The 19,931-nt window shown below is 38.0% G+C and carries 20 protein-coding genes; 11 read left to right on the top strand and 9 right to left on the bottom strand.

What is annotated here, in order from left to right; all coding sequences use genetic code 11:
* The first annotated feature begins 211 nt into the window (after positions 1–211).
* From sucC to IE199_RS12830, 4 genes are all read left to right on the top strand, one after another.
* Entirely contained in the window at positions 212–1,378 is a 1,167-nt protein-coding gene (gene sucC / locus IE199_RS12845) for an ADP-forming succinate--CoA ligase subunit beta (RefSeq protein WP_189771116.1), read from the top strand.
* On the top strand, positions 1,378–2,250 hold the full coding sequence (gene sucD, locus IE199_RS12840) for a succinate--CoA ligase subunit alpha (protein WP_189771114.1): 873 nt from the start codon (positions 1,378–1,380) through the stop codon (positions 2,248–2,250). The genes sucC and sucD overlap by 1 nt, the downstream gene beginning before the upstream one ends.
* Before the next feature lie 69 nt (positions 2,251–2,319).
* Entirely contained in the window at positions 2,320–2,448 is a 129-nt protein-coding gene (locus tag IE199_RS22085; protein ID WP_268245322.1) for a hypothetical protein, read from the top strand.
* A 271-nt stretch (positions 2,449–2,719) separates the two neighbouring features.
* Positions 2,720–3,379, top strand: a complete 660-nt coding sequence (locus IE199_RS12830; RefSeq protein WP_189771112.1) for a PEP-CTERM sorting domain-containing protein — start codon at positions 2,720–2,722, stop codon at positions 3,377–3,379.
* 325 nt (positions 3,380–3,704) lie between these two features.
* Here IE199_RS12830 and IE199_RS12825 read toward each other — a convergent pair whose 3' ends face one another.
* A complete protein-coding gene (locus IE199_RS12825) occupies positions 3,705–4,343 on the bottom strand; it encodes a hypothetical protein (protein ID WP_189771111.1) in 639 nt (212 codons plus the stop codon).
* Between the two features lie 603 nt (positions 4,344–4,946).
* A complete protein-coding gene (locus IE199_RS12820; RefSeq protein WP_189771109.1) occupies positions 4,947–5,591 on the bottom strand; it encodes a hypothetical protein in 645 nt (214 codons plus the stop codon).
* A gap of 351 nt (positions 5,592–5,942) precedes the next feature.
* Between IE199_RS12820 and IE199_RS12815 the strand changes: the two genes are divergently transcribed.
* From IE199_RS12815 to IE199_RS12805, 3 genes are all read left to right on the top strand, one after another.
* Positions 5,943–6,272, top strand: coding sequence for a hypothetical protein (locus tag IE199_RS12815; protein ID WP_189771107.1), 330 nt, complete (start codon positions 5,943–5,945; stop codon positions 6,270–6,272).
* A gap of 188 nt (positions 6,273–6,460) precedes the next feature.
* Positions 6,461–7,534: a tetratricopeptide repeat protein gene (locus IE199_RS12810; RefSeq protein WP_189771105.1), complete on the top strand. Its 1,074-nt coding sequence runs from the start codon at positions 6,461–6,463 to the stop codon at positions 7,532–7,534.
* An 86-nt stretch (positions 7,535–7,620) separates the two neighbouring features.
* Positions 7,621–8,049, top strand: coding sequence for a nuclear transport factor 2 family protein (locus tag IE199_RS12805; protein WP_229854698.1), 429 nt, complete (start codon positions 7,621–7,623; stop codon positions 8,047–8,049).
* 75 nt (positions 8,050–8,124) lie between these two features.
* On the opposite strand, the gene IE199_RS12800 is transcribed toward IE199_RS12805, so the two are convergent.
* Both IE199_RS12800 and IE199_RS12795 read right to left on the bottom strand, forming a co-directional pair.
* Positions 8,125–8,688 (bottom strand): hypothetical protein, encoded by a 564-nt coding sequence (locus IE199_RS12800; protein ID WP_189771104.1) that lies wholly within the window; start codon positions 8,686–8,688, stop codon positions 8,125–8,127.
* Positions 8,689–8,706: 18 nt separating this feature from the next.
* Positions 8,707–9,297, bottom strand: a complete 591-nt coding sequence (locus IE199_RS12795; RefSeq protein ID WP_189771102.1) for a TetR/AcrR family transcriptional regulator — start codon at positions 9,295–9,297, stop codon at positions 8,707–8,709.
* Positions 9,298–9,582: 285 nt separating this feature from the next.
* Between IE199_RS12795 and IE199_RS12790 the strand changes: the two genes are divergently transcribed.
* From IE199_RS12790 to rimO, 4 genes are all read left to right on the top strand, one after another.
* Positions 9,583–10,137: a carboxymuconolactone decarboxylase family protein gene (locus IE199_RS12790; RefSeq protein ID WP_189771100.1), complete on the top strand. Its 555-nt coding sequence runs from the start codon at positions 9,583–9,585 to the stop codon at positions 10,135–10,137.
* A 195-nt stretch (positions 10,138–10,332) separates the two neighbouring features.
* Positions 10,333–11,127, top strand: a complete 795-nt coding sequence (locus tag IE199_RS12785; RefSeq protein ID WP_189771097.1) for a hypothetical protein — start codon at positions 10,333–10,335, stop codon at positions 11,125–11,127.
* Between the two features lie 235 nt (positions 11,128–11,362).
* Complete coding sequence (locus IE199_RS12780) at positions 11,363–11,548, top strand: hypothetical protein (RefSeq protein ID WP_189771095.1); 186 nt, start codon at positions 11,363–11,365, stop codon at positions 11,546–11,548.
* A 542-nt stretch (positions 11,549–12,090) separates the two neighbouring features.
* Positions 12,091–13,524 carry a 30S ribosomal protein S12 methylthiotransferase RimO gene (gene rimO, locus IE199_RS12775; RefSeq protein WP_189771093.1) on the top strand — a complete coding sequence of 478 codons (1,434 nt, stop codon included), beginning with the start codon at positions 12,091–12,093 and terminating at the stop codon, positions 13,522–13,524.
* A 34-nt stretch (positions 13,525–13,558) separates the two neighbouring features.
* Here rimO and IE199_RS12770 read toward each other — a convergent pair whose 3' ends face one another.
* The 5 genes from IE199_RS12770 to IE199_RS12750 form a co-directional block, all read right to left on the bottom strand.
* Positions 13,559–14,422, bottom strand: coding sequence for a PstS family phosphate ABC transporter substrate-binding protein (locus IE199_RS12770; protein ID WP_189771091.1), 864 nt, complete (start codon positions 14,420–14,422; stop codon positions 13,559–13,561).
* Positions 14,423–14,467: 45 nt separating this feature from the next.
* Positions 14,468–15,349, bottom strand: a complete 882-nt coding sequence (locus IE199_RS12765) for a substrate-binding domain-containing protein (RefSeq protein WP_189771089.1) — start codon at positions 15,347–15,349, stop codon at positions 14,468–14,470.
* 196 nt (positions 15,350–15,545) lie between these two features.
* Positions 15,546–17,198 (bottom strand): amidohydrolase, encoded by a 1,653-nt coding sequence (locus tag IE199_RS12760; protein WP_189771087.1) that lies wholly within the window; start codon positions 17,196–17,198, stop codon positions 15,546–15,548.
* 172 nt (positions 17,199–17,370) lie between these two features.
* Positions 17,371–18,585 carry an ABC transporter permease gene (locus IE199_RS12755; RefSeq protein ID WP_189771085.1) on the bottom strand — a complete coding sequence of 405 codons (1,215 nt, stop codon included), beginning with the start codon at positions 18,583–18,585 and terminating at the stop codon, positions 17,371–17,373.
* A 15-nt stretch (positions 18,586–18,600) separates the two neighbouring features.
* The gene (locus IE199_RS12750; protein WP_189771083.1) at positions 18,601–19,911 is read right to left on the bottom strand and encodes an ABC transporter permease; all 1,311 of its coding nucleotides are present in this window, start codon (positions 19,909–19,911) and stop codon (positions 18,601–18,603) included.
* Positions 19,912–19,931 lie beyond the last annotated feature (20 nt).

Raw genomic sequence — 19,931 nt, 5'->3', positions numbered from 1 at the left:
GCCTTGATTAGTAAAGGAATTATCAATTACTTGTCGTCTGTACTATACAATTGTATGCGATATCAGATGAATTCCTGATTAAACTCATTTTAAGGGGTTTAATCCCTTAAGTTTTATCTATATAATCACGGCCACAATTATAATCGTTTAGTGCAAATACTCGATAGGGTATAGCGCTAAGTCCATTTCAAATAGTAATTGGAAAAACACCATGAATTTGCATGAGTATCAAGCGAAACAGTTATTCGCTGAATATGGTTTACCAGTTTCTGAAGGTTACGCTTGCGATACCCCTCAAGAAGCTGCTGAAGCTGCTGACAAAATTGGCGGCAATATGTGGGTTGTTAAAGCACAGGTTCACGCTGGTGGCCGTGGTAAAGCTGGCGGTGTTAAGCTAGTAAACAACAAAGAAGAAATCAAAGAATTTGCTCAACACTGGTTAGGCAAAAACCTTGTTACTTATCAAACAGATGCAAATGGTCAGCCAGTTGCTAAAATCTTAGTTGAAAGCTGTACTGATATCGCGAACGAATTATACTTGGGCGCGGTTGTTGACCGTGGTACTCGTCGCGTAGTATTCATGGCTTCAACTGAAGGTGGCGTAGACATCGAGACAGTTGCAGAAGAAACACCACACTTAATTCACAAAGCAGCGATCGATCCATTAGTGGGTCCTCAAGCTTACCAAGCACGTGAATTAGGCTTCAAATTAGGTTTAAACCCTACTCAAATGAAGCAATTTGTTAAGATCTTCATGGGTCTTGGCAACATGTTCATCGAACATGACTTCGCATTATTAGAAATCAACCCTTTAGTTATCACAGAAGAAGGTAACTTACACTGTCTTGACGGCAAAATCGGTGTTGATTCAAACGCTTTATACCGTCAACCAAAAATCCGCGCAATGCACGATCCTTCACAAGAAGACGAGCGTGAAGCGCATGCAGCACAGTGGGAACTTAACTATGTTGCATTAGACGGTAACGTAGGTTGTATGGTTAACGGTGCTGGCCTAGCAATGGGTACAATGGATATCGTTAACTTACACGGCGGTAAGCCAGCTAACTTCCTAGACGTAGGTGGTGGAGCTACAAAAGAACGTGTATCAGAAGCATTCAAAATCATCCTTTCTGATGACAACGTAAAAGCAGTATTAGTAAACATCTTTGGTGGTATCGTTCGTTGTGACATGATCGCTGAAGGTATCATCGGTGCTGTTAAAGAAGTAGGTGTTGAAGTACCAGTAGTTGTACGTTTAGAAGGTACTAACGCTGAAGCTGGTCGTGAAGTATTAGCTAACTCTGGTTTAGCAATCATCGCTGCTGAATCTTTAACTGACGCTGCAACTAAAGTTGTTGCTGCTGCGGAGGGCAAATAATGTCTGTATTAATTAACAAAGATACTAAAGTTATCTGTCAAGGTTTCACTGGTGGTCAAGGTACTTTCCACTCAGAGCAAGCTATTGCATACGGTACGCAAATGGTTGGTGGTGTATCACCAGGTAAAGGCGGCCAAGAGCACTTAGGTCTTCCAGTATTCAACACAGTACGTGAAGCAGTAGAAGCAACTGGCGCAACAGCAACAGTTATCTACGTTCCAGCTCCTTTCTGTAAAGATGCTATCTTAGAAGCTATCGATGCTGGTATCGAGTTAATCGTTACTATCACTGAAGGTATCCCAACGCTTGATATGCTTGACGTTAAAGTTAAGCTTGAAGAAACTGGCGTTCGCATGATTGGTCCTAACTGTCCAGGTGTTATCACTCCAGGCGAATGTAAGATCGGTATCATGCCAGGTCACATTCACAAGCCAGGTAAAGTAGGTATCGTATCTCGTTCAGGTACATTAACTTACGAAGCAGTTAAACAAACAACTGACGCTGGTTTCGGTCAATCAACATGTGTTGGTATTGGTGGTGACCCAATCCCAGGTACTAACTTCATTGACGTATTGGAAATGTTCCAAAACGACCCACAAACTGAAGCTATCGTTATGATCGGTGAGATCGGTGGTACTGCTGAAGAAGAAGCTGCTGAGTACATCAAAGCGAATGTAACTAAGCCTGTAGTTTCTTACATTGCTGGTGTTACTGCTCCTCCAGGTAAGCGTATGGGTCATGCTGGTGCTATCATCGCTGGTGGTAAAGGTACTGCTGATGAGAAATTTGCTGCATTAGAAGCTGCTGGTGTTAAAACAGTTCGTTCACTAGCTGATATCGGTGTTGCACTTAAAGAGAAAGCAGGTTGGTAAGCTAAGGCTTAACAATTTGTTATTCTGTTAAAAGGTCGCGAAAGCGGCCTTTTTTGTGTCTTGTGAATATTGGGGGCGGCAAAGGTACTGCTAACGGCTGTCATAAGTAAAGTTGCTGCATTAGAAGCTGATGGTGTTAAAGCAATTCGTTCACTAGCTGATATCGGTGTTGCACTTAAAGAGAAAGCAGGTTGGTAAGCTAGCGCTTAACAGTTTGTTATTCTTTTAAAAGGTCGCGAAAGCGGCCTTTTTTGTGTATGAGTTAAGGTAATTCATCTATTAGTTGAAATCGAAATCAACTTAAAAGAAAAATAAAGTTTATATTTTAGGTTAAGCTTTTTGTCAGTGTTTTTTACAATTATTTAACATTCGTTAAGTGTTTTAAGCTAGTGCTTTGATATTTAAGTAAAAAAATAATGGTGTGTATTTTGCTGAAAGGCTCATTTAATTCATAACTATTATGGAAATTATGACAAACAAAGTTATACATCAAATTCTTGCTATTTCAATTTTATCAGTTTCATCTGTTGCTAATGCAGGCTTAATCGACCGTGGAAACGGAATGATTTATGACGATGTCCTTGATGTAACTTGGTTACAAGATACAAACCTTGCAGTAACATCTGGTTATTTAAAAGCTGACCAGAAAGGTGCGATGAACTTTCTAGTTGCTAAAGAGTGGGCAGAACAGCTGACATTTGGTGGGTATAATGATTGGAGGCTTCCAACTATTACGCTAAATGCTAGCCAGACTTACCCTTTATTTTCGGAATTGATCTACATGTTTCATGTCAACCTAGGAAATAACTGTTTTGATCCTGATATATGTACACCATTAAAAACTTCATTTGTTGATATAAATTCAGGGGACACGATTAGTTTTTTTAACGTTAATAACAATATTGATAATTACTGGACAGACACGGAAGATGCTCTCAATTCTTCACACGCATATTCTTATAACAAAGAAGCTAATGGGAATGAAGTTGCTCATTTTAATTATTTTCAAGGTGCATGGGCAGTGAGAAATGGTGACGTTCTACATGTGCCAGAACCGACAACTATAGGATTGTTTGGAGTGGCTTTGATTGCATTAAGGCAACGCTGGAAAAATAAACATATAAACTAATCCAAAAAAGCGGTCTAAAAAGGGGGCGGTGACAAATAATTCTCATTTGTTACCGACGGTAGTGTTTAGAAATCTGTGTCATTTCGGTGAAAATACGGGACAGACCCCAATTTACAGACGTATTGGAAATGTTCCAAAACGACCCTCAAACTGAAGCTATCGTAATGATCGGTGGTAAATAGGGGACATGGTAAATAGGGGACAGACCCCAATTTACAGTAAGCAAAAGCTTAACAATTTGTTATTCTTTTAAAAGGTCGCGAAAGCAGTCTTATTTGTCACCGTCCCCTTTTCGCGTACAGAGTAACTATCTTTAATATGTGGACTATCTTTTACTGAAAAGTCTACTTCTTACCAATAAAAGGCCAAGTCCAAATGTTAGTAAAGTTAATGGTTCGGGAATAGGGGTTGTTTGCGTAGACTTAACACTTAAACCTCTCAGTACGTATTTACTATTTCTAGAAGCCGAACCCAAAATTTTATAATCTGGATTAATGGCAGGCTTAGTCAAATCACCGCTAAAAAGGTTTTTCGCTAGTATACTTACATGTATTTTACTTAAGTTAAGGAATGAAGGGCCAATGATTAACTCAACAAAAACTGAATCTAAGTCCGAACTTCCATTACTCAAAACAGCGGGCCTGAAACCGACGTAGAGTTCAGGTACATAGGGAGTAATGTCATAACCTTTCATTTGGACTTTATAGTTGTTATATAACCCATATTCAGTCATATGTGTGCTTTTAATATTGAGTTCTGATTCACCTATCTGAAAGTTGATTGTAAATTTTGTTCCATCGTCTGTTGTATTGAAAGGGTCGCCATCTCCACCGTAATATACATCGGTGGAATTAGGACTATCTTCTAATATTCCCTCTAAAGTATATTTAATGATATTTGCATTTGCACTTGTAGATAAAATTGAGCAGCACAACAATAAGGCTAATAACCTAAGTTGATTCATTTTTACATCCTTAATTTAATTTTTTGTAATTTTTAATTTGTCTAAGCAAATATTGTACCTTTTTTAAGGTGTTGATAATTAAGTATAAAAAAACAAGACGTTAATTTTTTGTAAAAAAACTGACGAGGTAAATAAAAGGTATGTAGAAAGTAAATAAACAGTATATAGAAAATGGACAAATAGTTCTCATTTGTCACCGCCCTTTTTTTAAGTTCACTTAGAGTAATATCCTTGATTAAGCTTTTCATTTAATTCTTTTAATCGACCTTTTGCCTTTAACATTGATAAGCCTTTATTAAACTGTTTAAGGAATTCTGCACTGTTTTTATTATTTTTGGGAAATAGTAAGTGACCCGTTTGTGTAAAAAGCGACGGCTTTAATGTTTCAATTCGGTTGACTTGTTCTGTAGTAAATAGTTTATGAATATAGTGCCAACCTACAATTTTTTAAATTTGGTTAAAGCATTTGTCGGTTTGGTTTTTAATTTCTCGTGATATTATCGAAGTGTTCGATAGTATTAATAGAAGAATAGACTCTAATTAGTATAAAAAGGATAGTTCAATCCATTGAAATGACTATCCTTTATGTTTATTTAAACTTCTTTATCGCAAAAGTTGATCAACTTTATTTTTACGATATAAGAACAATATAAAACCAACAAATACTATCAAGAAACTTGAAGGCTCAGGTACAGTTACTTTGCTTCGTTCACTCGTTAGTGTCCACTTTGCCCAAGTTTGATCGGACTTATTTGTTAAATCTACATTGGCAATATATTGCTGGATTAAAAGCCTATTATTTTCACTAGTTGCGTTGTTGGTAAACAGCGAGCTATATGAGAACGCATTACTAAATTGATCATTAGGATAAAAGTGAAAGGGGGACAAAATTGTACAACTAATTGTACTTGAGCAACCATTTACAAGCGAAGGGGTTGTATTCAAAATGCTGTTATTTTCAAATACACTAAACTGTAAGGCAAATGAAAACATTAATGCATCTGTGTAATCAGTAGCTGCTATTTGCTCGCCGGAAACTCCGAATAAATCTTGAAATTTACCATCGACAAACTTAACGTCGTATAAGATCCAATCGTCGATATCGAAATTATAAACGCCTATATTATCGACGCCCATTAGTTGTCCATTTTTATCGTAGTTTTGTATCAGGGATGCATTGGCGCTTATTGACCAAGCAATAAAAATACCGAAAACGCCTAACAATTTGTTTTTTAAAATATTACGCAAACTAACTTCCTGAGATGTTGTTTAAAAAAAACATTTAAAGCAAATATCGGGCCTATTATTTAAGTTATTGAAAATAAAGTGGTTGTTCTTTTTATGTTGCTGTATTGTAAATGGTGTGTAAAAAATATTGACGTATCTTTGTTGTTGATTACCGTGTTAAGTTCTTGAAGTAAGAACTTATAGAATCCAGTTAACATACTTCTATACCAGTAAATAAAAAAGTGAACACACTCTCATTCTTCTGTCTACTTCTATGATTCAATTGACATTTATACCTAAAATCACCAGAATTAATAGCGCTTTAATTGATTAAAGCTATTCGTTGTTGCTGTAAAAGGGAGTGAAGTGTAAATGGCAGATTTAAATGAAGTAACCAATAAAAAAGAATTAATCATAGGCCCCCGTTGGCCGTTCAAAAAAGCTTTTGCAATTGCAACTTTAGTGTTTTTGATAGTACAAGCGGCGTGTTGGCTTTTTGTTGGTGAGTATAGTTTTCCCAATGCGCCATCCATGTGGGATGATGACATCACGTCTTATAGCAGATGGTTAATGGTTGACATTGGCGTGTCATACACAACTGCAGTCGCTTTAGATTTCACCAATCCTGCGCCTCGCGGCATTATCGCATTTGTTTTGGCCATTTGTGCTTTTAAATTAGCCCGAGCTAAGGTCATCAAGTAGTACGTTTTCTGAAACAAGCGCTTTATTCAAAGCGCTGTTCACAAGTTTATTCGCTTATGTAAAGAGTGATGAATACCCGTTGTAAACGAAATATCCTTCGATCTACGAAAAAGTTAGTAATTTAACTTGTTTGATTTATAAACGAATGTTATAAAAATAAACAAGTGGAAATAATAATAGGTTAGAAAATGGATTATCGAGAGTCGACATTATGTTTAGGAACAACTGACAAATTGCAGTGTTCATGCTGCGGAGGCCACATTCATAACGTTAATTCGATAATCACTTATGGTTATTATTTTCTTGAGTACCTTCCCATGTTTCCCGTTAAACGTAATACTCAAGTCCGTTGTTTGCAGTGTAAAGCGGTTAGCGATGTCTCTCGTAGTTCCACTGATTTCAAATTAATATTTTCAAGTTTTGCTCTGGCATTTTTTAACAAGTTACGTTTGTTAAGTACTTTTACAGGTAGCTTTTTAATGGTGATGTTTTTGACTTTTTACTTTTCTGATGAGCAACAACAACATCGTGAAAGTAAAACTAATATTACGACGCCTAAAGTGCATGATTTTTATTATCTCGATTATCAAAAATCTGCGGGTGAGGTTCGCCCTGATCATAAATATCGTGTAGCGAAAATAGTCGACATTACAGGGGACACCGTTTCTCTGGTTTATGGTAATTTCTTTTATCCGCAAAGGTCGACATTAAGCACTGGTGTGAGTATGGGGCATACAACGCGTGACGATTATTTTGAAAACAGACGGCATAACTTTTCTTACGCTGAAATAGAAAAACTGTTTCAACAAGGATTTATTTATCGCGTTATTCGACCAGAGCTCAGCTATATTGGGAAAAATATGTCAGCTTATATGATAGATGGCAATGTAGTTAGTAAGCTTGAAATTGTCGAACAAAAATGGCTTTTTGTACCGGGCAAGCGAGAAAATACAGAAGCAATGGCGTTTTTAAAAGCTACCTATATTGAAGATAGGTTTGATAAAGCTTTTATACTGTTAAAACGTTCAGCAAAACTAGGTTATGCACCAGGACAAACACATCTAGCCGAGCTTTATTTAACAGGAATTGAAGGTCATAAAGATATTGATTCAGCAGTTTATTGGCTATTTGAAGCGGCGAAACAGGGCTACCAACCGGCTATAGAAAAATACCGTGTAATTTGCCAACTAGAAGAACAATGCCAAATTGAAGATTTTTATCAGGCACTAAAAGAAAGTGGTGCCAGCTTTACCATTTATTAATTAAAGCCACAACATGTTGTGGCAATGAGCCGTTCTTGGTTGACCTATGGTATATTTACGTTTTTTATATTGTGAAATAATCATTTATGGAAAAGCAACAAGGCGGCTTCATGCCTAATGCTACATTAGACTCAGATTCCGTTAATTTATCGACAATTAATGAAAGCCATTTAGTTATTGATATTGTCGATAAGCAGTTAGCAGCATATAACAATCGTGATATGGAGGCTTTTTTAGCAACTTATCATGATGATATAGAAATATATGACTTCCCAAACACTTTAAGGTTTAAAGGCAAAGAAGCGTTAAAGACTAGCTATGGCAGTAAATTTGCTGCATTAAAGTGTTTGAAGGCGATATCGTTAAACCGAATAGTAGAAGGTCGATTTTTAACAGATCATGAGCAAGTGTATGGCTGTGAGCATCATGTTGACGACATTAGCTACAAACTAAACGTGACTGTCACTTATGAAGTCGTTGAAGGGCTTATCAAGAGAGTGATCTTTTTTAAATAAAAAGACTATTGAAAAAATAGGGCGGCTGAGAACAGCAAGTAATCAGCTGCTTAAGTTATTCAAATTATGGGAAAACTATTCTTTTACGGTCAATGCTTGTGCCATTTCTACTGCATCTAACCAAGATTCATGACTTTGCACTACTAGCCATTGCTCTCCAACTTTTTGTAATACTGCGGACCAAAATATCTGCCCAGTATATTCTTTGATGCCTTTAAACTTTAGTCTGAGTTGAACGGGTAAGGTAAAGGAAACTAACTCAGGGCTTAATACCTTGATATTCCATTCTAAAATATCATTATGTAAATCTTCTACACTTGCTCCGGCAATAGCATATGACGATTTTAGTTGCTCTAACGTTTTAATTGCACCGCCACTGACAAAATAGGCGTCTTTATCAGTAGAGTAATAGTCTAATCCTTGCAAAAAGTGCTTATTATTAGAGGCTTCGAATATTTGATTTACGACTAAGCTTGCATCGTCAATGATGCCTTGTCTCTCTTTATCGTTGATAAGTTGTGTTGTTTTATTTGAGGGTTCTGTCATAAATAATTTAAGTTTATTTGTTAAGTTTTTGATAAATGTCGTTAATCGTAAGAAGTTTTGCAAGTGTTTAATTGTATTAACTTGTTTAAACACGATTACCCTTTCACAAGTTTAAACATTAAAAGGGTAGTGAGTGAAAACCTCTTCTATCATTAAAGCAAGCTGCTCATTATTAAGATTAACTTTGGAAAAAGTTCTTAAGCCAGTAATTTGAACTTGTAAGTAATTAGCTAATTCATCGCAAGATTTAACGTTACTTAACTCACCACATTCTTGAGCTTGGGCTATTACTTTAGCAAAAGTACCAGTAATCTGACTCAAGTGGCTTTTGGTAAGCTCGATTAACTCTTGGTTATCACTGGTTAGTTCTCCAATGGTTTTTGTTAACATGCATAAACCACTTGGAGCGGCTTCTTTAGAGTCAATTACTTGGAATCTAACAAATGCTTTTAATGCTTCAAGCGGAGAATCATGCATATCAAGGCACTTTGTTATTTGAGCAATGCCCGCATCAGTATAGTTTTTTAATGTTTCTTTGAATAAGCCGTCTTTATTACCAAATGCAGCGTAAATACTTCCTGGCCTCATATCTATTTCATCTTGTAGGTTTCGCATTGAAGTAGCATGAAACCCTTTTTGCCAATACAAATTGGTCGCTAGATCAATAACCTGTTGGCGATCAAATTTTGCTGTTTTAGCCATATATCACATTATTTCAAAATGTTTGAACATGTGTTCAATTATAGTCGGGTGATTGAGTAGGGTAAAGCATGAATATTGGCAGAAAATTGTGTATATAACTAAATGGCCTGGTGTGAAGTAAATTGATATTTATATAAATATCAATGCTGTAGTGTATTTTTTTTGAATTAATTGAACGAGTGTTCAAATAATTATTGAGCGGTCGTTCAATTATGCGTATAGTTTATGTCATCAACCTACATTGATAAAAACTTAACTGATAAAACATAAACTGGAGTTAATTAAATGAGCGAATTTAAACGATACACTGTGGAAACTGCACCACAAGGGGCAAAAGATATTTTAGAATCAGCGCAAAAGGAAATGGGGGCAATCCCTTTGTTGTATTCTATTATGGCGGAGTCTCCAGAAATTGTTAAAGCCTATAAGCACTTACATGAGCAATTTGCCGCGACGTCATTTGATAAAGAAGAGCTAACGGTTGTTTGGCAAACAATAAATGTAGCGCATGAATGTACCTACTGTGTACCAGCTCACACAGCTATTGCGAATATGATGCAAGTAAACCCTGCTATTAGTGAAGCATTACGAAACAACCAACCATTACCTACAGAAAAATTGCAGGCGTTGCACGAATTTACCCTTGCTGTTGTTCGTCAACGAGGCTTTGTTGAACAACCGCAACTAGAAGCGTTTTTTGCTGCGGGTTATGGTCATAAGCAAGTGTTAGAAGTGATATTAGGTTTATCTCAAAAGGTGATTAGCAACTATGTTAATCATGTTGCTCATACGCCGTTAGACCCTTTATTTGAAAAGTTTGCTTGGCAGCCAAACAAATAATTTATATTTGTGACTTGATATGTAGGTTAAGTCTCGCGTTTAACTTAGCGGATTAACCTACAAACAAACCAAAATACAAAACAATTTTAAACTGGCAAAACATAGGTACTTTGCTAACGTTAAATAGTCATTTGTTTATCAGTAACGACGTTACACTAGTGGATACTAAAATTTTAATAGGGAAGGGATACCATAATGAAAATTTTACATATCATCGTTTTATTTTTAATCTTGTGTTGCAGTTTAAATGCCAATGCACTGTTAATTAAACTAGATTTTTCAACTAATAGCTCTACTGATATGTGGGGTAATACTACCAATAGTTTCGATGTTAACCAAGCCAGTGGGTTAGGTGAAAGTTTTAACACCATGACCAGTGCAATTTTAGCAGCAGTAAAACAAGACTATTACAGCACAAGTTATAACTTTATTACTGCAAATCAACAGTTAGATATCGATTTTATGATTGCAGGCGTTGACACCGATGTTTCGGCAATTGACGCTAATCACTACACCATGCAGATAGGCAGTAGAGTGGCAGGGCCGCACGGCGGGCTCGGTGTCGCTTGTTATTTCTGTGTTGCAAATGGCAGCGCACCAATTAACACAATATTTGGATCAGTGTTTTCCAATACTATTTTTAGCGCATTACTACCAGCGGCGGGTGGCATTTGGGATCTTAACGAAGCAGTCAACGCAATAGCAGGTACATTGTCACACGAAATTGCTCATGGACTTGGTTTATTGCATCCATCTGGGCCAGCATCAAACCCTGGAGAGTCAATTTACGGCATCATGGCAACCGGGGCGTCTCCAACATCTATGCCAAATGCTGAACGTTTAAAAAATCGCGCTTTTAGTGATGATAATATGGAGGTATTGATCCGAAACATAGGCTTAAGGACTGTACAAATACCAGAGCCTGCTGGGTTTGTTTTATTTACTTTAGCGCTATTATTACTACCGCTTAAACGCATTGAAAAAAGTTAACAATTTGCTTTAGTTTTTGAGGTTGCTATTGAATTTATCCCACAGAGTTTCAATTGTATTCGCCTGAGCAAACTTTTTTAATTTGCAATGCAAAATACGAAAATTGTGTTGCAATTTGCGATTGCACAATGTTAATGCCTAGCAAAATGCTAAATATTTCAATGTGATGGTTTTTTATTTGAGTTGGTCAAAAACTTGCGTATTACTGAGTGAACAAACAAAGCGAGGTGATATTATGCAGTCTATAAACACCAAACATCACGACAGAAATTTATCAAACGATCGACATGTGCATCGCAGCATTGTTGCAAGTTATCAAACTATGGCAACACAAACGATGATAGAGCCATACAACGAAGAGCAGCAAGCTCACCAGTTAATTGACCAAGTTAATCAAGGTTTTGTTTTGGGGTATAACTAAAGCCTGGTCAATCTTATACTGAAATTACTATACAGGGGTAATTGGTTGCAGTTTAATCGATTACCCCTTTTTCAATTTATAAAACAAATATTTGCTAAATTGAATGGCTGAACATCTGTCGCAAATGGGGCTCTGGTGACGGTTTAATATATTAATCCGCAGCACATTTGTTGGTGTACTGCCTGCGAGTAGCATAAGCCAGACTATTTTTTGTTACAGGGTTGAGGTTAGGCAAGATCTTGTTTTAAAAGGTGAAATAGTTAAATGCTGAAAACTGGGTTGGTTTAGGTACTTTCCTTATATAGCTATAAAGCCAATGGGTAAAGATTTAGCAAAGCAAAATGACCCTGTATTAAATCGAGTTTTTACACATGTTCAAGAAAAATCTCCTGGTTAAACAAAGTATTGGCTAGCTAAAACAGTTTATTAGCTAACGAATTTATCGCAGCAAGGCTGTCATATCATTCCTAGGATAGATACTGTATAATCCGCGCACTCAAAATTTGACCATGTTAATCGACATTGAGCATTGAAGGCATAGTATGACCGTTGAACAATTTGATCCTAACCACGTAAAACAAACCACTACATTGGAAACGCCCAATAAGGTGATTGCCGAGCAGGCTGCGCAAAACTCTCAGCAAAGTGAGGCAGGTTCAAAAATAGGTTTTGTTTCTTTGGGCTGCCCAAAAAACTTAGTCGACTCAGAGCGTATTTTGACTCAGCTTCGCACAGAAGGTTATGAAGTTGTACCTAGTTATGACGATGCTGACATGGTCATTGTAAATACATGTGGTTTTATTGATGCGGCCGTGCAGGAGTCGTTAGATACCATTGGTGAAGCGTTAAAAGAAAACGGTAAAGTGCTTGTTACCGGTTGTTTAGGCGCTAAAGAAGATGAAATCACGCAAATTCACCCTAATGTTTTAGGGGTGACCGGCCCTCATGCCTACGAAGAAGTGTTGAACCAAGTACATCAACATGTGGCAAAACCTAAACATAACCCATTTGTTGATCTTATCCCTGATCACGGCGTTAAATTAACACCAAAACACTTTGCTTATTTAAAAATATCAGAAGGGTGTAATCATCGTTGCACATTCTGCATTATCCCATCAATGCGTGGTGATTTAGACTCAAGGCCTGTTGGAGATGTATTAGGTGAAGCTAAACGCTTAGCCAATGCTGGCGTAAAAGAATTATTGGTGATTTCTCAAGATACTTCTGCCTATGGTGTAGACGTAAAGCACAAAATGGATTTTTACGAAGGCATGCCGGTTAAAACGCACATGAAAGCTTTGTGTGAAGAGCTTGCCAAACAAGGCGTGTGGGTTCGTTTGCACTATGTTTACCCATACCCGCATGTTGATGACATTATTCCACTAATGGCACAAGGTAAAATATTGCCTTACCTAGATATTCCATTTCAACATGCAAACAAGCGCATTTTGAAATTAATGAAGCGCCCTGGCAGCTCTGAACGAGTGTTGGAGCGTATTAAAAAATGGCGTGAAATTTGTCCTGAGCTAGTTATTCGTTCGACCTTTATTGTTGGTTTCCCAGGGGAAACAGAAGAAGAGTTCGAAGAATTATTAGAATTTTTACGTGAAGCACAGCTTGACCGTGTTGGTTGTTTCAAATATTCACCAGTAGAAGGTGCAACCGCTAACGATTTACCTGACCATGTTTCAGATGACGTTATGGAAGATAGACTTCAGCGCTTTATGGCGGTTCAAGCTGAAATCAGTGCAGCGAAACTTCAAGATAGAATTGGTCAAGAATATTTAGTATTGATTGATGAAGTGAATAGCGAAGGTGCCGTTGGACGCTCTTACATGGATGCACCAGAAGTAGACGGTAAAGTGTATTTGACCGATGAATTTGACGTAAAACCAGGTGATCAAATTTGGGTGCAAATTATTCACGCTGATGAACATGACGTTTGGGGTGTTCGAGTCGAAGACGACGAAGAATAATGATTAAAGGGCTTGGTTATTACCAAGCCCTTTTTCATAGCGGATAATAATAATTTTGTTTGATGATCTCTTGCCCTTTAGCACTCAATAAAAAGTCGACAAACTTCTGTTCACCTAGCTTACTGTTTTTATTGTGTATGATGTAAAGCGCACGTTTAAAAGGGTAATCAGCATTAGCCATGCCACTTTGAATTGGCTCTATATTATTAATGGCAAGTAATTTAGTTTTTGGCATGGCAAGTGTTTGCACAAAACTTTGGTAAGCTCCTAGTGAATCATAGGCAATGGAGTTACTTTTTCTGGCAATTTTACGAGCCGCTTGGCTGACGCGACCAAAAGAGCTAACGGACGCATCATTGTAATCATCGATACTGCCTTTTTGTTTAAACCTCATACCAAGTTGAGAAGGCACACGACTGCTTTCAAGCCCAAGTAACTCGGTAAACGCTTGATGGAGCCCATGTTCAATATTTTTACTCATTGGGTAAACAGGTTCGTTAATATCAGGCCACTTGGGGTTTACTTGGGTATAAATGTTAACAATATCATTGGTGGTAATATTTGATACAGGTGTTGATTTATGTGTGAAGAAAACAATAGCGTCATAAGCAACTTTGGTCTGTATTAAATCAGGATAACGGCGCAGTTCAATTGCCGTTAATGGCCGAGACATTATTGCAAGCTGAGAAATTTCAGTGCCCACATCATCAACTTCATCTCCGTTTTTAACGGAGCGCTTTACCACACTTAAGCCTGTTTGTTGGTCAAATTGACTAGCGGTATTTTCTAGCATGTTTTCAACCGAGGATGAACCAACAATGTATAGGCGTTTATCCTTATTTACTTTTGCATAAAGTTGAAAGCTGCAAAGGGCGAATACAAGTATAAAAATACGCAACGTTAATATCCTTGTTGTGGCATCAATAAAATCATAAAAAAGCCATTAATTTACGGCGATAAAGTTATGTTGTTCAATTATTTCTTTGGCTTCATCACTTTGTAAATAAGCGATAAGTGCATCGACCCCAGCAGATTTTTGGTGATTAATTAATATGTTTAGTGGTCGTTTAACTGGGTAGTCTAGATTCAGCTTACCGTCTTTAAGTACAGGAATACCTTCAAAATTAAGCAGTTTAGAGCGAATATCTTGTTTATTTGCCATAAAGCGAGTAAATGCACCCATCGATTCAAAGGCCAATGCATTTGGCTCTCTGGATGTATAAGCAATGGCCTGATTTATTCTATCGTTTGGTACGGTTTTATTTTTACTATATAAAAAGTTTATACCAGCGGGTTTAAACAATAGGCCTTGACCATCAGGTGACAACACACTATCTAAGCCAAAGAAGTCGATAAACGAGTCGAGAGTACCGTGACCTAAATTTTTGCTCAGCAAAAGTGCTTTGTTACCAGTAGCAGGCCAAATAGGGTCGTTACTGGTATACATTTTGATGATGTCTTGACGACGAAGTGATTTTTGTTTGTTTTTTTCATTAGTGATAAAAACAATAGCATCTTGGGCAATGGTAATTTGCGCTAGTTGCGGAAAGCGGTTTTGTTCGGCTGGAGTTAGAAAACGAGAAATAATGCCAACATCAGATACTCCTTCTGCTACGGCGATAACGCCTTTGTTAGAGCCAATAGCACGCACAATTAATTTATAACCTGTTTTGTTATAAAAAGATTGTTCAAGGCTATCAAAAAGCTGACCAGCAGAAGTAGATCCGACAACAAAAATTGATTTTTCTGTTGCTGTTTTACTGTATGTTGATGATGCTATCGAAAGCAAAATTAACAAAGTGAATAACAGTTTTAATTTAAACAAAGGCGCTCCAATAAATACTTAAAATGTCACTACATTTGTCCTAAACCAGACACTTATCTGCACAGTCTCCCTGACTCGTCAACTCCTTCACAGAAGCATTAACCGAGATTTTGTCCTTGAATGGCTAATGCTAGGTTATATTAAAAATCTTTAAATGTTTTATCCATACGTATCACTGGATATTAAAGATTAACTGCTATTGACGATTGAATACTTGTACACCATTAACCCAAGTTTCTTTGACCTTTATTTGCCAAATCTCTGCAGGTGATATGTTAAATAAGTCTTTGTCAATAATGATGAAATCAGCTTTTTTCCCTGCTGTTAACGAGCCTATCATATTTTCTTGATGACCTGCAAAAGCCGCGTCAGTGGTAAAGCTACGAAATGCTTCTACCGTTGTCATTTTTTCTTTCGGCTTCCAGCCATTGGCTGGGCTGTTATTTTTATCTTGTCTAGTTACCGCAGCGTGTAAACCCCAAAAAGGATTAGGTGACTCTACTGGAAAGTCGGAGCCAGCCGCAATGATGGCACCAGCATTTAGCAGTTTTCGCCATGCATAAGCACCTTGAATGCGGTCACCCAATCTATCTTCAGCCATATTTTTGTCTGAAGTTGCATGTATGGCTTGCATTGAAGCAATGACACCTAATGGTTTAAACCGTGATATATCGTCGAGCGTTAGCACTTGTGCATGTTCGATACGATGTCTTAAGCTTTTAGCGTTATGGCGTTTTATAGCTTGCTCATAGTTCTCAAGCACTAAGTGGTTAGCATTATCACCGATAGCGTGGGTATTGACCTGAAATCCGTAGTCCATCGCTTCATTAATGTATTGTTTTAATGTTGCTTCATCATGAATAAGCAAGCCTTTGTGGCCTTTGTGATCACTGTAGTCTTCTATCATTGCAGCACCACGACTGCCCAAGGCTCCGTCGGCGACAATTTTTACACTGTTAAATTGCAGCATGCCATTATTTGACTGAAATGTTCCTTTGGCTAACACATTGCGCCAATTATGAGACGGAATATTTAGCATGGCATTGACACGAATAGGCAGTTTATTTTCTTTGGCAAGTTGCTCAAATACTTGCAAGTTATCTTCATCTATACCTGCGTCGTGTACACTGGTGATGCCGTAGCTTGCTAATTCTTCCATTGCTTTGGCTACTAGGCGCTGCTGCTGAGATTTAGATTGTAATTTTGTGTACTTATCAAACAGGCTCATCGCGTTGTCAATAAATATACCCGTTGGATTGCCTGATGCGTCTTTCATTATTTCGCCGCCACTTGGCGATGAGGTATTATCGTTAATACCCGCTAACGCCATGGCTTTGCTGTTTACCCAAGCGGCATGTCCATCGACTCGAGACAAATATACAGGCGTGTTTGGAAATAGTTTATCGAGTGCGGCGGCATTAGGAAATGATTTGCTTGGCCACAATTCTTGGTTCCATCCGCGACCCATGATCCATTCTAGTTCTGGATTCTTAGCGGCATAACTAGCGGTTGCTTCAACGGCTGCTTTTAAAGAATCTGTGCCGTTTAGGTTGGCAGACATTAAGCTTTTTCCGTAACTGAGAATATGGCCGTGTGCGTCAATCAAGCCTGGTAATAAAGTTTTTCCTTGCCCATCGATAATTTGCCATTGCTGATTAGACTCAATGATGTCATTTGCCTGATAAATTTTATCTATTTTGTCATCTGTAAAGCGGATGGCTTGGAACTGGGTAAGTTTACCGTTAGATAACGTATAGCCATTGACGTTTTTGTACAAGGTTGTTTGTGCTAAAGCACTTCCAGCAAATACGCACATTACGGTGGCAATAAATATATTCTTTTTATTCATTTTTTATATTTTTGTTATACGTGATAGATATATCTTATCAGGTTAAACAAAAATTACTCAGTTTACTTTGGGGTGTTTAACATTTATTCAATTTTTGTCGTTTTGGGGGAAACTGTTTTTTCAAAAAAAAGGCGCCATGAGGCGCCAAAGAGATCAACCTGTTTAACTTTTGTTAAGTTGTTCGTGTTGCAGTAGCTGGTGATATTAACGATGCACGTTTTGCTGGATAAAACACAGCGAGTTGACCAACAATGAATAACGCGATTACGCCGTAGATTATTAAATCGATACTAATGGGATCAATTTGGAAGGTATTCACTAACCAGTAGTTAAGGGCGATTGCACCTATGGCTCCTATGGTGACACCTACCGCTGAAATCATAAAGTTTTCCACCATGAAATAGCGCATTATCTGCCATTGAGTTGCACCTAAAGCTCTTCGAGTGCCTATTTGTTTAGTGCGACGATTAATACTAAATATCGCCAAACCAACAATGCCGAAAGCAGTGATCATTGTGAGGGTAATAATTACCGTCGTTAAAATTTTATTGGTTGCTATATGCTGCTGGTAACTTTGTTTTCGCGTATCTTCTACTGTCATTACTTGTCGAATGATGCGTTGTTTATCGCTTTCAGATAAAAACTTTTCTACCGCTGCCATCATTTCATCACGACGGCCAGCTTCTGTTCTGATAAAGTATTTTGCACTTTTTGATTCCAATTGCGATGGCACTAAGGTGCTGCGTTCAACACCACTCCAACCATTCCAAGGTGCTTGTAACTGTTCGACAATGCCAATAATCTGCATAGGCTGGTCTTTAGAAATAAACACGGTTTTTCCTACTGCAGACTGCCAATCATCAGGAAAAAGCGACGTTGCTAAGGCCTTAGTCACTATCGCTTTAGGTGGCCATTTGGTGTCTTGTGCACCACGCCACGCAATGTCTTGCTGAGTAAAATTTTGCCCGGCAATTAGATTTACTCCTAAGGTGTCGATACCATGTTCATCAACCATGTAAATAGCTGTACCAACGGAATTTTTGTCTTCACCAGGTTCACGTGCTAAGCCCATGCTCCAGCCGCCGTCACTTAAAGGAACGGCATTGATTTGTATTGCATTGTCAATACCATCCATATTGCGTAACTTTTGAAGGTCTGTTTGTAAAGCGGCTTGTAGATTGTAGTTCTCACCAAATACCGTATTGGTTAAATAAAAGGTATTACTTTCGTCTAAACCACTCGGGCGGGACATCTGAACATTTCTGTCTTGGATCATGAATATGGCGTTGACCATAATGGCCAAAGTTAATGCTATTTGCAGCGCAATCAACAAAGCGCCAATTTTATTTCGCATCAGTGCGCGAAAAATTAAACCTATTTCTAACATATATAATTCCTCGCTTTACTGGCACTTAAGTTGACGAGCTGGCTGAATGCGACATGCGCGCCAAGTAGGGTAAATGCCAGCGATAACCGTAGAGACCAAAGCCAATACCATGGCAAAAACCACCATATTAAAATCTAACGTTGCCAATCCTTGCATATAACTGCCGTACAGGGTTTCAACACTTTGTAGGCCTAAGTAGGCGAACAATAGTCCAAGTAAACCGCCAGCTAGGCCAATACAGCCAGACTCTATAATGTATTGTAAAAATAATGTCGAACGGCTTGCTCCCAGTGCTTGCCTTAGGCCGATTTCCGGTGCTTTACCAATAAATTTGGCCAGCAGTAAACCCACCGTGTTAAGTAAACACACGACTAAAAACATAAAAGACATTGCCATCATCATGCGGGCGTCGTCAGCAACAACTTCGCGTTCTTCCATGTAATCGGTGACATTGGTAAGTCGATTGTCGATTGGCCTAGGAAATCGGCCAAAATTTTTCTGCTCATTGGCGTAGGCGTCTAAAAACGTTTGATACGCTTCGACTTGATCTTGGTTTTGCAATTCAACCCAAAAAGCGATCCAGATACATTCTGATGCCAAAAATGCTTCAAACCCGTCGCCAAAGGTTTTCCAACAATTAGTGTTGCCTGAGCGTCTTACTGCTTGTTCTGCGATTAAACTAAAAGGCACATAGAAATCTGCTGGGTCATCAAACGCGCCTGTGCTGATATCAAAATACCTAGGTTTTGGATCGTAGTGATCAAGTACTCCAACAACTTTGAACACTTTGCTTTCAAATCGTAGTGTTTTTCCAACTGAGTTTTCGCCACCAAATAACCTGTCATTGGTTTGTTTACTTAAAACGATGACTTGTTCTTTGCTAAGATCTGAATTTTCATCCCAGGGTGAACCAAACAAAAATGGTACGTCAAACATGGCAAAGAAGTCTGACGAATTGGCGCGACCAAAGACAAATAAAGGCAAGTCGTCAGGGTTAGGTGGCTCGATAACGCCAAACGCTTGTGATGACAGATTTTGACGGTACGCTTTTTTAGCTTTTAACAAGTTTGTTGCATCAATATATGTCATTTGTGCAGGTGGACTGATCCCTTCATTATATGGGTTGTTTGGGTCCCAACTATCTAAACGCACGTAATACAATTGATCGCTTTTATGTGGAATAGGGTCGGCAGACATCAGATAATTGACGGTCACTGTAGTCATGGTAGCGCCAATACCCAGAGCTATGGCTAAAATCATCAATGAGCTAAGACCCCAATTGCGTTTAATGCTGATCAACGCAATTTTAATGTAGTAACTAAACATGTTCTCTCCTTAGTATAAAC

Source organism: Thalassotalea marina (assembly GCF_014656435.1).
Taxonomy (GTDB): domain Bacteria; phylum Pseudomonadota; class Gammaproteobacteria; order Enterobacterales; family Alteromonadaceae; genus Thalassotalea_C; species Thalassotalea_C marina.
This window is presented reverse-complemented; position numbering and strand designations above follow the sequence as displayed.

Coding starts and splice junctions, on each gene's coding strand:
- IE199_RS12810 (WP_189771105.1), top strand. CDS start 6,461: ATGGATTATCGAGAGTCGACATTATGTTTAGGAACAACTGACAAATTG.
- IE199_RS12755 (WP_189771085.1), bottom strand. CDS start 18,585: ATGTTAGAAATAGGTTTAATTTTTCGCGCACTGATGCGAAATAAAATT.
- sucC (WP_189771116.1), top strand. CDS start 212: ATGAATTTGCATGAGTATCAAGCGAAACAGTTATTCGCTGAATATGGT.
- IE199_RS12780 (WP_189771095.1), top strand. CDS start 11,363: ATGCAGTCTATAAACACCAAACATCACGACAGAAATTTATCAAACGAT.
- IE199_RS12785 (WP_189771097.1), top strand. CDS start 10,333: ATGAAAATTTTACATATCATCGTTTTATTTTTAATCTTGTGTTGCAGT.
- sucD (WP_189771114.1), top strand. CDS start 1,378: ATGTCTGTATTAATTAACAAAGATACTAAAGTTATCTGTCAAGGTTTC.
- IE199_RS12815 (WP_189771107.1), top strand. CDS start 5,943: ATGGCAGATTTAAATGAAGTAACCAATAAAAAAGAATTAATCATAGGC.
- IE199_RS12830 (WP_189771112.1), top strand. CDS start 2,720: ATGACAAACAAAGTTATACATCAAATTCTTGCTATTTCAATTTTATCA.
- IE199_RS12795 (WP_189771102.1), bottom strand. CDS start 9,297: ATGGCTAAAACAGCAAAATTTGATCGCCAACAGGTTATTGATCTAGCG.
- IE199_RS12750 (WP_189771083.1), bottom strand. CDS start 19,911: ATGTTTAGTTACTACATTAAAATTGCGTTGATCAGCATTAAACGCAAT.
- IE199_RS12805 (WP_229854698.1), top strand. CDS start 7,621: ATGGAAAAGCAACAAGGCGGCTTCATGCCTAATGCTACATTAGACTCA.
- rimO (WP_189771093.1), top strand. CDS start 12,091: ATGACCGTTGAACAATTTGATCCTAACCACGTAAAACAAACCACTACA.
- IE199_RS12825 (WP_189771111.1), bottom strand. CDS start 4,343: ATGAATCAACTTAGGTTATTAGCCTTATTGTTGTGCTGCTCAATTTTA.
- IE199_RS12790 (WP_189771100.1), top strand. CDS start 9,583: ATGAGCGAATTTAAACGATACACTGTGGAAACTGCACCACAAGGGGCA.
- IE199_RS12760 (WP_189771087.1), bottom strand. CDS start 17,198: ATGAATAAAAAGAATATATTTATTGCCACCGTAATGTGCGTATTTGCT.